10 protein-coding genes are annotated in these 13,302 nt (G+C 40.0%); 3 read left to right on the forward strand and 7 right to left on the reverse strand.

Going from position 1 to position 13,302, the window contains the following annotated elements; all coding sequences use genetic code 11:
* Positions 1-48 precede the first annotated feature (48 nt).
* From KZZ04_RS10370 to ccoN, 4 genes are read right to left on the reverse strand one after another with little or no spacing between them, the layout of a single operon-like run.
* Positions 49-1,083, reverse strand: a complete 1,035-nt coding sequence (locus KZZ04_RS10370; RefSeq protein ID WP_058406027.1) for a c-type cytochrome — start codon at positions 1,081-1,083, stop codon at positions 49-51.
* A complete protein-coding gene (locus KZZ04_RS10375; protein ID WP_006794297.1) occupies positions 1,080-1,265 on the reverse strand; it encodes a CcoQ/FixQ family Cbb3-type cytochrome c oxidase assembly chaperone in 186 nt (61 codons plus the stop codon). The genes KZZ04_RS10370 and KZZ04_RS10375 overlap by 4 nt, the downstream gene beginning before the upstream one ends.
* 5 nt (positions 1,266-1,270) lie before the next feature.
* Complete coding sequence (gene ccoO / locus KZZ04_RS10380; protein ID WP_006794296.1) at positions 1,271-1,945, reverse strand: cytochrome-c oxidase, cbb3-type subunit II; 675 nt, start codon at positions 1,943-1,945, stop codon at positions 1,271-1,273.
* Between the two features lie 12 nt (positions 1,946-1,957).
* The gene (gene ccoN, locus KZZ04_RS10385; RefSeq protein ID WP_006794295.1) at positions 1,958-3,391 is read right to left on the reverse strand and encodes a cytochrome-c oxidase, cbb3-type subunit I; all 1,434 of its coding nucleotides are present in this window, start codon (positions 3,389-3,391) and stop codon (positions 1,958-1,960) included.
* Positions 3,392-3,729: 338 nt separating this feature from the next.
* On the opposite strand from ccoN, the gene KZZ04_RS10390 reads away from it, so the two are divergent.
* From KZZ04_RS10390 to KZZ04_RS10400, 3 genes are all read left to right on the forward strand, one after another.
* The gene (locus tag KZZ04_RS10390; RefSeq protein WP_219422675.1) at positions 3,730-4,155 is read left to right on the forward strand and encodes a hypothetical protein; all 426 of its coding nucleotides are present in this window, start codon (positions 3,730-3,732) and stop codon (positions 4,153-4,155) included.
* Between the two features lie 540 nt (positions 4,156-4,695).
* Positions 4,696-7,140 (forward strand): TonB-dependent receptor, encoded by a 2,445-nt coding sequence (locus KZZ04_RS10395; RefSeq protein WP_219422676.1) that lies wholly within the window; start codon positions 4,696-4,698, stop codon positions 7,138-7,140.
* A 153-nt stretch (positions 7,141-7,293) separates the two neighbouring features.
* Positions 7,294-8,646, forward strand: coding sequence for a hypothetical protein (locus KZZ04_RS10400; RefSeq protein WP_058406030.1), 1,353 nt, complete (start codon positions 7,294-7,296; stop codon positions 8,644-8,646).
* Positions 8,647-8,719: 73 nt separating this feature from the next.
* Here KZZ04_RS10400 and KZZ04_RS10405 read toward each other — a convergent pair whose 3' ends face one another.
* The 3 genes from KZZ04_RS10405 to mfd are packed head-to-tail and all read right to left on the reverse strand — an operon-like array spanning position 8,720 to position 13,301.
* Positions 8,720-8,971 (reverse strand): hypothetical protein, encoded by a 252-nt coding sequence (locus KZZ04_RS10405; protein ID WP_058406031.1) that lies wholly within the window; start codon positions 8,969-8,971, stop codon positions 8,720-8,722.
* Between the two features lie 19 nt (positions 8,972-8,990).
* A complete protein-coding gene (locus KZZ04_RS10410) occupies positions 8,991-9,827 on the reverse strand; it encodes a peptidoglycan binding protein CsiV (RefSeq protein ID WP_219422677.1) in 837 nt (278 codons plus the stop codon).
* A 6-nt stretch (positions 9,828-9,833) separates the two neighbouring features.
* Positions 9,834-13,301: a transcription-repair coupling factor gene (gene mfd / locus KZZ04_RS10415; protein WP_219422678.1), complete on the reverse strand. Its 3,468-nt coding sequence runs from the start codon at positions 13,299-13,301 to the stop codon at positions 9,834-9,836.
* Position 13,302: the final 1 nt, after the last annotated feature.

Here is a 13,302-nt window from a genome sequence, read left to right on the forward strand (position 1 = left end):
CTATTGAATTTAATAAATTAATTTATAAACATTCTATTAACAGCGTGCTTATTTATCTTGCGATAAATTGTAAACGTACGCTGTTAAAAGGTGGATTTTATCTTCACCTAAAATGTCTTTCCATGCAGGCATTACACCAGCACGACCGTTAAGCAGAGTTTCTTCAACGGCACGTTGAGAACCGCCGTATAACCAAATGTTATCTGTTAGGTTAGGCGCGCCAAACGGTAGGTTGTGAGCAACCGACCCTTTACCGTCTGCACCGTGACATGCTGCACACATTGCAAACTTAGCTGCACCAGCGGCTGCATCTTTTTGGTTAACTGTACGACCAGAAAGGCTTAGCACGTGTGCTGTCATTTCTTTTATACCTTGTTCACCTAATGCTGCACCCCAAGGAGGCATAGCTGCAACACGACCAATTAGAAGAGTTTCTCTAATTTTGTCTGGTGTGCCACCGTATAACCAATCTTTATCAGTTAGATTAGGGAAGCCAATGCCGCCACGTGCATCAGAGCCATGACACTGCGCACAGTTTTGTGAGAACAAACGTTGACCAATTTCTAACGCTAATTGACCATCTGTTTGTTCATGCTCAGTACCATTTTCAAGGGCTAGCTGCTGTGCTGCATCACCATCGATTTTAGATTGAACCAAATCTAAAACAGGTACTTTTGCAAGTCGATTAAAAATAGGACCAAAACGCTCTTCTGCTGCTTCGTACTCTTTATCAAGCTTTACAAAACGGCCTTCTTCAGCTGCTAATTTAACAGCTTCTTTCGATTCCGCTAAAGATGTAATACCCTGATTAGAGCTTGTCCATTTACCTAACCCTTCCCAGTTACCTAAACCTGGATAAGCCGCTAAATAGTAAACCGCCCATATAAATGTTGCGAAGAACATGTAAGTCCACCACTTAGGTAGCGGATTGTTCAGTTCGGTAATACCGTCATACTCATGCCCACAATCTTCACCTTCTTCAACACCAGCGTAGTTTTTTAAGTTCCACACTAATAGGCCAAAGATAATAAGTAAGCATGCTAGGGTTAAAACAATAACCCAAATACTCCAAAAGCTAGTCATTTTTCAGACTCCTTTTCCTCGTTAGAGAGTGTGTTGTTATGTTTTTTTTCATCTTCAAAAATGGCATTAGCAGCGTCGTCAAAACGATTTTTGGTACGCTTGCTGTATGCCCATACAACAATCACAATAAACAATACTAAAATTACCAGAGTTAAAATGCCTCTGTATGTTCCGTAATCCATAATAATTACTTCAAGTGCGTGCCAAGCTGTTGCAAATAAGCGATAAGGGCTTGCATTTCTGTTGCACCTTTACCGTCATTCATTGCATCAACTTTGGCAACGTCAGCTATTAGTTCTTCATCGCTACCGTATCCTAAACCCGGATGTTTTGGGTTTTCTGGGTTAATAGCGAATGTATCACGGAAAATTTGTAGTTTTTTCAGAGTTAAGCTGGTATCAACTGTGTTCTCTGCTAACCAAGGAAAACCTGGCATATTAGACTCAGGAACCACATCACGCGGGTTTACTAAGTGAGCATAATGCCAATCGTCCGAGTAACGTTTACCAACACGAGCAAGGTCAGGACCAGTACGTTTAGAACCCCATTGGAAAGGGTGATCCCATACTGACTCGCCTGCTACAGAGTAGTGGCCGTAACGTTCAACTTCGTCACGAAAAGGACGAATCATTTGTGAGTGACAGTTATAACAACCTTCACGCACGTAAATATCGCGACCTTCCATTTCTAATGCATTTAGAGGACGTAAGCCATCTACTGGTTTTGTTGTGTCGTCTTGGAACATAAGTGGAGTAATTTCAACTAATGCACCAAAGCTAATAGCAAAAACAGTCAGAATGGCCATAAGACCAACGTTTTTTTCTACTATTTCGTGTTTGTTTTGTGAATTTTTATTGCTCATCATCTCACTCCGTTATGCTAATTGTGCTTGCGCGTCTAACTTCAGTGACTCTTTTTCAGCTGAAATTGTACGGAAAACGTTATAAGCCATAACTAACATACCTGTTACGATGAATACACCGCCAACAAAACGCATTATGTAGAAAGGATGTGATGCTTCTAAAGACTGAACAAAGCTATACATTAATGTACCGTCAGCATTAACTGCACGCCACATTAGACCTTGCATTACACCTGAAATCCACATTGCAACAATGTATAAAACAACACCAACAGTGTGTAACCAGAAGTGGGTGTTAACAAGCTTAATGCTGTACATACGACCTTGTGCAAACAGTGCAGGGATAAGGTGGTAAATAGCACCAATCGAAATCATTGCTACCCAACCAAGTGCACCTGAGTGAACATGGCCTACAGTCCAATCTGTGTAATGAGATAATGCGTTCACAGATTTAATTGCCATCATTGGGCCTTCAAACGTAGACATACCATAGAAAGACAACGATACAACTAAGAAACGAAGTACTGGGTCAGTACGTAGTTTATGCCACGCACCCGATAAGGTCATTATACCGTTTATCATACCACCCCAAGATGGAACGAATAGGATGATAGACATAACCATACCTAAACTTTGCGTCCAATCTGGAAGCGCAGTGTAATGAAGGTGGTGAGGACCGGCCCAAATGTATAAAGATACAAGTGCCCAAAAGTGAACGACCGATAAACGGTAAGAGTAAACAGGGCGACCCGCTTGTTTAGGTACAAAGTAGTACATCATGCCTAAGAAACCAGCGGTTAATAAGAAACCTACAGCGTTATGACCGTACCACCATTGCACCATTGCATCTACTGCACCAGCGTAAATAGAGTACGATTTAGTTAACGATACAGGCACAGCCATGCTGTTTACAATGTGCAACACCGCAACAGTAATGATAAAGCCAGCGTAGAACCAGTTAGCAACATAAATATGCGACACTTTACGTTTAATTAAAGTACCAAAAAATACAACTGCATAAATAATCCAAACAACTGCGATTAGAATATCGATTGGCCATTCTAGTTCAGCGTATTCTTTAGAGCTTGTAATACCAAGTGGTAAAGTAATTACTGCTAATACGATAACTAGCTGCCAGCCCCAAAATGAAATTGCGGCAAGTTTGTCTGAGAAAAGGCGCGTTTGACAAGTACGTTGAACGACGTAATAAGACGTCGCAAAAAGTGCACTTGTACCAAATGCGAAAATTACTGCGTTCGTGTGTAACGGACGTAGTCGAGAGTAAGTTAACCATGGTGTATCAAAGTTAAGTGCTGGCCAAGCTAATTGGGCAGCAATCAGAACCCCAATACTCATGCCAACGATGCCCCAAATCACTGTCATAATAGCGAATTGGCGTACAACTTTATAGTTATACTCAGTTTGTGATGCTACTGTTTGGCTCATTTTCTGGCTTCCGCTGCAATAAATGCGTTTAGAAATGAATTACCCACTTGAAAAGTGGGGCCTACTATTACTTCACAAGCATGTTACCTAAAACGTTCAAAGCATGAATGCTTCAGAAAACAAACTCGAGAAACCCTAATTTTTGCGAGGGAAATAATAAATTTTTTGGCCTAAAAAAGATAGGTCAATTACGTAATATTATGACATCAATCAAACTTTGTGACTTTGTTGTCTATTTTTTGATTAGCTTAGTGTCTAATTTTGGTTATTTAGTGCACCATGCTTGTCATTTATAAGCTTGATTATTAGTATCTGCTTTTATTCGAAGGACATGTTTTATGAAAGCAACCCAATTTTGTTTTGTGTTTTTGTTACTTTTACTGTTAACCGCCTGTGATTCTGGTGAGCATAAAAACGCAACGGTCCTTAAAAACTCAAACTGCGAACCTAACTTAGAATGTATTTACCCGAATAATGTGAAAGTGTGGCTTAGTCATCAATCTCTTTCACCTGAAACACCTTTTACAATTTTCAGTAAACTGCCTGATGATATAAAAATAACTCAAGCAAAGTTGAAGGGCATCACTATGTATATGGGGTTTATTCCGCAGCAGTTTGTAAAGCAAGGCGACTTATGGAAAAGCGAAACCATGGTTGGCATTTGCTCAGAAAATAATATGCTTTGGAACTTAGAGTTAACCGTTATAAATACAACTACTTCAAAAGAAGATACCCTCAACTATAACTTCTACGTTACCTACTGATAAACTCTTATTTTATTACGAATTAGCCAGCCAACCGATCACGTTTTATCCCAAAATTGTTGATTTGTACAAGCACACATACTCCATACAATGTAGTCCACATTTAAAAATCATACCTAACAAAGCAAGAGTGTTTGTTATTGACTATGAGCAATAGGCTTTTCTCATGAGTTAGCAACTATCAGGTGGTTTTACCTTTTTAATAATGCCGTGTGATTAAGTTGTTAATACCTGAATTATTACTAATCAGCAGGAGTAATTACATTTGATTACAAAGTAGCGGTGTTTGATTTCATCTGTACTTTAATTGTGTATAAGTTTTTTTAAATCATTAATTTTAAATTGTATTTTTATATTAACAATGAAACAAAGAGTAACCTTTGTACCTTTTATAGGGTGGTCTTTTTTACCTTTATTAAAAAGCACTCAAGCGTTAAGTTTTCGTTCAGTTAAGTGCGCTTAAGTTGCCTGCCGACTCATTCTTCTTATAACAAATGAGCATTACCAATCTTGGTAAATTCCAACAAGTAGGATTCTTTCATGACTAAATCGACTCTTGGTCTAGCTGTAGTTGCAGCCATCCCAATGTTTTCAAGTGTACATGTACTAGCAGCAGACGAAGCTGCAAATTCAATCGAAAAAATTCAAGTTACGGGTTCACGCATCAACCGTACTGATATGGAAACAGCCAGCCCAATTACTGTTATTGGCGATGACTTTATTGCAAAAAGTGGTTTCACGTCTGTTGCCGATATTCTCTCAACTCAACCCTCTGCTGCGGGTATAAGCCTTGGTGCTTCAAGTAATAATGGTTCGGGTGGTTCTGCAACTGTTAACTTACGTGGCATGGGATCACAACGTACCCTAGTGTTACTAAATGGTCGTCGTATGGTTTCTTCTGGAACCGGTGCAGACTCTTCAGTTGATTTAAATACCATTCCTGTTGCAATGATCAAATCAATTGAAATCTTAAAAGATGGTGCATCAGCGGTGTATGGATCTGATGCAATCGCCGGTGTTGTTAACATTATTACCAAAAAAGATTTTGAAGGTACTGAGCTTAATGTTGAAGGAAGCCGCACAACGAAAGGTGATGGTAATAACTACGGTACTAGCTTATTACATGGCATGCAGATTGCCGATGGTAACTTAGTAGTTGGTGCCCAGTTTTCAAGCCGTGGAGAAGTGATTCAATCAGATCGTAGCTTTGTGCCTGCAGGACAGTCGTCATTTATTCCACAAGGTACTTTAGGCGGCAAAACATACGAAGGTAATGGTGTATTTGCCGATAGAACAACGTCGTACGACTTTACTACATCGAGTTATGCGCAAACACCAAACGATTTGTACAGCCTTTTTACAAGCTTTGATAAAGAGCTAGACGCTGATACCACATTTAATGTTGATCTAATGTATACACGTCGTGATTCATCACAGCAATTGGCACCTCAACCAGCCAGTGTAGATTTACTTACAGCAAACCTTGATAGCGAATACACTAATGCGTTTATCGCCGACGGTGAGCTTGCCGATTCGCTAGAGTACCGCAGAAGAATGGTTGATGCTGGCCCGCGTATATACGAGCAAACAACAGACACATACCGTGCATCTGTGGCATTACAAGGCATTTTAGATAACGATGCAAGCTGGGATGTGAGTGCTACATACGGCAGAAACGACTCTAAAGATAAAGTACAAAACTCGATTAATGCAAGCCAAGTAGAGCAAAGCATTTACGCAAACCAAGCACTTTGGTTTAGTGGTGATGCACTTAGCCGTGACTTTTTAACTGCTAACGATTCTATTTACACCGAAAATAACGAAGGTGGAAATGAGCAATTTATCTTATCAGCAGGTTACAGCGCACTAACCGATAGCGATATTGGTTACGCTATAGGTATTGAGAACCGTTTTGAAAGTGGTTTTTACACACCTGATTTAATTACACAATTGGGCCAAAGTACAGCTGCTCAGCAAGATCCTACTGAAGGTGATTATTCGGTACAGTCGATTTACTTTGAAACATCGATGCCTGTCTTAGAAGTTGTAACACTTGAAGGGGCTGCACGTTACGACAATTATTCTACGTTTGGTGGTGAGACAACGTGGAAGCTTGGCGCTACTTGGGATGTAACAGATTCATTTATGGTTCGTTCTGTACTTGCAACTGGCTTTAGAGCACCAAACGTTGCTGAACTATTTGGTGGTAACTCGGGCTCATACGATTACCTAGCCGATCCGTGGGGTAACGAGCAAGATGCGCAAATTTTAGTGAACTACACAAGTGATGCTGACTTACAAGCAGAAGAAAGCCGTTCGTTTACATTTGGCATGGTGTGGGAAGTGGTTGAAGGTTTATCTACAACGCTTGATTACTGGAAGTTTGACATCACTAACGCCATTACGCGTTTAGATGTACAAAACGAAATGAACAACTGTTTTGCGGGCGACACGCAATCGTGTGATTCGGTAAATATTACCCCAGCGGGTGATTTATCAAACTTAAGCTCTGCATTAACCAATGTTGGCTCTCAAAAAACATCAGGTATTGACTGGAACATTGGTTACACTGCTGATAACTACCGCATCAATCTAGATACCACTTACTTGGTTGAATTTGAGCAAGATGATATTGATTACACAGGGACTATTGACGGTAACATTGGCGGCTACTCTAAAATCAAATCTAACTTGTCTGTAAATTACGATTTGTCTGATGCGTTGAGTGTGCTTTATAACGCACGCTTTATTCGTGGTATGAGTGGTGATTATTACGGTGAGTCGTTCAGCACTGATAATGTTATTTACCACGATATTTCAATGACGTACAACCTAAATGAATCACTGAAAGTGACAGGTGGTATGAATAATGTTTTTGATAAAGAGCCTGAAGAAGTCCTTGGCGGTAATGACATGGGCACCGTACCAGAGATTTACGACGTTATTGGTTCACGAGTATTCGCAAGTATTAATTACAAGTTTTAACTGTAAGTAACTTGAACGCTATTTAACCATTCTATTTATAGCCGAATTCAAGTTAAGTATAAAACTTTTAAGGCTCCGTGTTTACGGGGCCTTTTTTATTGAACAAAGTAAACGAGGGAAGTAAACTAAAAACAACAAAAAAAGGAGAGTTGATTGCTAAAACAAGACGAAAATTTATCTTTTGTCATTGAGCCCGAGTTAAATGCGCGTTCAGAGCAGCGTATTGATCTGTATTTTTCTATTCCTAATGAAATGGGAATAAATCCAAAAACGTTAAGTGAAGAATCTTACTTCAATAACCAGTTTAAATCTCACTTAGCTTACAACGCCAATAATATTCATTTGCCACTAGTACGAAGCCGTTTTGTGAGTAAAAACAAAGGTGAGCAGCAGGATTACAGGCAAAATCTAAATTTATTTTGTTACCAAGTGCGTTTAGCGCTCGATGCTGATATTAAGGATGCACTTAAATTAAATGAGGCAGAAGAGTTTTATAATCGCGCAAATGAATTATTTGAGCAAAGCGAAGGGTTATTAAAAAAGCTACGCCGTTATACCCCCGATGACGAAAAATTACTGCCATTTTATACAAATGCAGATAACTACCTTAGCTGGCACGTAGAACAATCATTTTTAAAATTGTTAGATGAAGGGCCGCGTAGTAGTGATTTTGCTAAAGAGCGGAACGACCTTTTGCAGTTTTGTAAAAGCGAAAACGTTTACCGAGCAGATAAAAATTACAACTCTGAAACCACACTACAAGACGCTAACCGCATCACTAACAAAATGCGTTTGCTACAACGTTTAATTGAGCATGGAGTAATACTGCAGCGTAATACTCGCTTTTTAAATAGTTACTTAAAGCGATTAGTAAAAGGCACGGTGACTGCAGTTATAATGGCGTTTGTTATGTTAGTTATCCTTAATGCACGCTCAAGTTTTACCGAGGTCACAGCCACGCTTATTTTAATACTGGGTGTTATTTATGGCCTGCGTGAAATATTTAAAGAAGACATAACCCGTGTGATTTGGCGTGCTATTGTACAAGGGCGGCCAAAATGGCGCTTTACATTTAAAAACAGTATTACCAAAGATAAAATAGCAAGTCAGTTTATTTGGCTTGAGTATACGCGGTTTAAAAAAATCCCCAAAGAAGTACAAACTATTTTTTCAAAACGTCGTCAACAAAATAAACAGGCTGCGCAATGGCTGCATTTTGCAAGTGAAACCCGCGTGTCGGCAAAAGAGTTTTTACCAGGGTACGATACGTTACAGCAAACATTGCAATTTAACTTAGCGCCATTTGCCCGCTATTTAAAGCGCGGTGAAGGGAAGCTCTATCATTTAGACAGTAACAAAATATCAAAACAAGCCGTAGAACGACGTTATCAATTAAATATGGTACTGGTACATACAGAGGGCGATAAAACACTTTATCAGCGTTATAAAATTACGTTAAATCGCAGTAAAATTGTCAATATTGAGCTTATTTACTCTAAAAAATAGGTTTTATAGCCATATAATTAAAAAAGGGGGATAGATATAATCTATCCCCCTTTTTTAATTATTTAAGCGTTACTTAGTTAGCTAAACCATGTTTGCTATATAAAGTTACTTTGTCTGAAACAAGTGTAATCTCTATATTTTTAGACTCGTCGCCCCAAACACAGTTAGTGTGAAGCGTTTTTTCTACACAATTATCTGCACTACCTAGTACGGCTTCAACTTCAGCTTTATCCATACCAATTTTAATCTTTTCGTAGTTTTCTACTGTTACTTTAGAGCATGCTGCAAGGCTTAGTGTAGCTGCAATAATTAGGAGTTTTTTCATTGTTATATCCTACTTAGTATTAATGTTTAAATTTTCTAATTTGGACAATCATGCCCATACGAGGGTGATCAAAGTAATGTATTTCACCACTTATTACACGTTTAAACTGAGCAAAACGTGACGACTCTACATCACCACTTTGAAGTTTTTGGCTAATATCAAAATCTGCAGTGATAAATAAATAATGGCGTAAATGAATTTTAAATAACCCATCTAATTCCCATTTACTTGTTGATTCATCGGGCTCATTAAATAGGCTAGGTTGTGGGTCCAATAAGCTGACAAAGTCTGGGTTTGAATAGCGTGGCACATCAAAAACGCGTGTTTTAATTTGCTCACCGGCAAATAAGTGCATGCTTGGCGCACGAGATTTACTTTTTGCTTCAAAACGCCAACCAGTATGTAAAATAGGGGTTAAGCCTTTACGGTCTAGTTGCTCATACTGCGTTTTAAATTGTAATTGCTCAGGGGCAAGTAAGTAGGTTTGCTCCATGGTATCGAGTGCGGGTGCCACAGGTGTAACAGGCAATGTATCGTAACTTTGAACATAGTCGGTACTTGCGTCGCAAACACCGGAGCGAGGGTTATCGTTTACTAGCGAATCGGTAAATGAACGCGTCTGAAACCGTGTGTCGCCGTTAATACAGGCTTGCATGGCTTGCTCGGTATAAAGTGGCGTTAACAAATCAAGCGTGTTTTTATCTTCAATAGCCTCGTGTTTTAAACTAAAGTCTTCTTGTAAATAGGGGGCTGGACGCTGTTTAAATATCAGCACCTCAGCTTCAAACCAACGCTCTGCAACTGCAGTGCTGCTAAATAAGCAACATAAAACTACCAGCGATTTTTTTAGCAACATTAATGGCTAACCTTTTTTTTCGAAATCTGCAATCATAGCAGTGACCATTTTTAAGCGTTCGCGGGCATTTGCCTCACTAATCGCAAAGCGCAATTTATTTGCGCCTTCCATTTTATAAATATGCGGTGCACTTTGTATCAGCCCAATAATGAAGCTAGGATTAACCTTAGTATTTTGACTAAATTCAAAGTAACCACCTTTAGGGTTTGCTTCTATTTTTGTTATCCCTAAATTACTTGCCTGCATTTTAAGTTGTTGCAAACTAAATAAGTTTTTAGCTGCATCAGGAAGTAAACCAAAGCGGTCTATTAATTCTACCTGTAACTCATCAATGTCGCCTAGGTTAGCACAACTAGCTACACGCTTGTACATACCCAATCGTGCATTTACGTCATGAATATAATCATCAGGCAGTAATGCAGGCAGTTTTAAGTCAACTTCGGTTTGTTTTTGTAATAGGTTTTCAAGGGTGGGTTCTTTACCCTCACGTAATGCATTAACTGCTTGTTCAAGCATTTCCATATACAAGCTAAAGCCAATGGTTTGCATTTGTCCAGATTGATCGTCGCCCAATAATTCACCTGCACCACGAATTTCTAGATCGTGCGTAGCAAGCGCAAAACCAGCACCTAAGTCCTCTAACGACTCTATGGCTTGTAAACGTTTACTTGCATCTTTTGACAACGCTTTAGGGTCGCCTGTGAGTAAGTAGGCATATGCCTGATGATGGCTTCGACCAACACGACCACGCAATTGATGTAATTGTGCTAAACCTAGCTTGTCGGCTCTATCCATAATAATGGTATTTGCCGTAGGCACGTCAATACCGGTTTCTATAATGGTTGTACACACGATTACATTGTATTTTTGGTGATAAAATTGAGTCATTATTTGCTCAAGCTCTTGCTCGCGCATTTGCCCGTGAGCGGTAATCACATTCGCTTCAGGTACCCATTCACTTAGCTCTTGCGCCACGCGCTCTATTGTTTCAACGTTATTATGCAAAAAGTACACTTGGCCGCCACGTTTGATTTCACGCAGAATGGCTTCGCGAATAAGTTCTACATCACGTTGGCGAACAAAGGTTTTAACCGCCAAGCGTTTGGCCGGTGGAGTCGCAATAATAGATAAGTCGCGCATACCACTCATTGCCATATTAAGCGTTCGAGGGATAGGTGTTGCAGTAAGCGTTAAAATATCGACATCTGCACGTAGTGCTTTAATTTTTTCTTTTTGGCGCACACCAAAGCGGTGCTCTTCATCTACGATGAGAAGTCCTAAATCGTTAAATTTAATGTCTTGTTGAATAAGTTTATGTGTGCCAATAACAATATCTAATTTGCCATTAGCCATATTTTCTAGGGTGTCTTTTTGCTCTTTTGTTGAATTAAAACGAGAAAGCACACCCACTTCAATAGGAAAGTCAGCAAAACGGTCTTTAAAGTTTTCATAGTGTTGCTGCGCAAGGAGGGTAGTGGGCACTAAAATGGCAACTTGTTTACCATCGTTAACAGCAACAAAAGCTGCACGCATAGCAACCTCGGTTTTACCAAAGCCTACATCACCACACACTAAACGATCCATCGCTTGTTTTGATTGCATGTCGCCTAATACAGCTTCAATTGCATTACGCTGGTCGTCGGTTTCTTCAAACGGAAAACTTTCACTAAACTGGCGATAGGCTTGGCCGTCTAGGGTAAATTTATTACCTGGTTTAGCTTGACGCTGTGCGTATATATCAAGTAACTCAGCGGCTACATCACGTACTTTTTCAGCAGCACGTTTTTTTGCTTTTTCCCAGGCGTCTGAGCCGAGCTTATGCAGTGGTGCACTGCTTTCTTCGCCGCCTGAGTAACGGCTGAGCATATGCAGAGCCGACACCGGCACATACAATTTAGACTCACCGGCGTATATTATGGTAACAAATTCCGTAATTACACCTGCCGCATCAATAGTTTGTAAACCTTGATAGCGGCCAACACCGTGATCAAGATGCACAACGGGCTGACCTTCTTTGAGTTCAGCTAAGTTACGGATCAGTGCATCTTGGCTTGCTTCGTATTTGTGTTTACGACGTCTGCGCTGCGATACTTTAATGCCTAGCAGCTCTTGTTCGGTAATAATCGATAAAGTAGGTTTAGAGCCAAGTACAACACTTTGCTCAAGCGGGCTTACAATTAAGCCTACATCACTATCGCTTTGGGTAAATTGTTCAAAGGTATCAAACTCTTTAAATTTTAAACCGCTGGGTTTTAATATGTTGAGTAACGATTCACGACGGCCATCCGATTCAACGCTCAGTAATATGCGGCTTTTTTTCTTCTTTTGCGCTGCGACGTAGTTTATAAATGCAGCATACGGTTCGTGCTGTTTATGATCTATTCTTATTGCGGGTAGTTCACTAACCAATAAATTTTTATTACCTGCTTTCGTGCCTAGCTTGGCAAGCGATAAACGAATACGCGCAAATTGCCCTAAGTTAGAAAACAGCTCGTCAATTGGCTGATATAGTGCATTGGGTTCAAGTAGTGGGCGCAGTGGGTCTACTTTACGGTTTTCATAGCGAACATTAACATCGTGCCAAAAATTGTCGGCGGCGTGTTCTAAATCGCCTAACTGCATAACGGTTGTGTTATCAGGCAGGTAGTCAAAAATCGTGGCTAGGCTTTCAAAAAATAACGGCATGTAGTATTCAATACCAGCAGGCCAATTTCCTTTACTAACTTGCATGTAAACAGAGTCTTGCTCTGAACTTGCACCAAACTTTTCACGGTAACCAATTCTGAAACGCTCAATATCTGCCTCATTAGTTGGAAATTCGTGTGCGGGCAGTAATTCAATTTTCTCTACTTTTTCGTCAGAGCGCTGCGTTTCCACATCAAACAAGCGAATCGTATCAAGTTCGTCATCAAAAAAGTCGAGCCTAAATGGATGCGGGCTACCCATAGGGTATAAATCGACGATTGAGCCTCGAATGGCGTACTCACCATGTTCCATCACTTGTTGTACGTTTAGGTAACCTGCTTGCTCTAGATTTTGTCTAAAATTATGAGTGTCGAGCTTATCGCCTACTTTAAAGTTTATTGTTGAACCATAAATAAACGAGGCAGGCGCGGTGCGCAGCATCAGCGTAGACACAGGCACGATCAATACGCTTTGTTGTTCTTTTTTTAGGGTATTTAATGTGGCTAAGCGCGCAGAAATAATATCTTGATGAGGAGAAAAATGATCGTAAGGCAAGGTTTCCCAATCAGGAAATACCATCACCGGGTTATCAGGTAATAAGTAGTCTAGCTCTGTTTCAAGGCGCAGCGCGCTGGGTGTGTCGGGTGTAACAATTAATACTAAGTTTTCTTGTTGTTTAACACCTTCGGCAATGGCAATACTTAAACCACTTCCGCTTAGCTGCCCCCACTGAATTTTATCTTTTTGAGATTTTACCCAAGGCAAGGCTGCCCATTGCTCAAACGCCATT

Origin of the sequence: Pseudoalteromonas sp. CR1 (assembly GCF_019392235.1) — a bacterium.
Classification (GTDB): Bacteria; Pseudomonadota; Gammaproteobacteria; order Enterobacterales; family Alteromonadaceae; genus Pseudoalteromonas.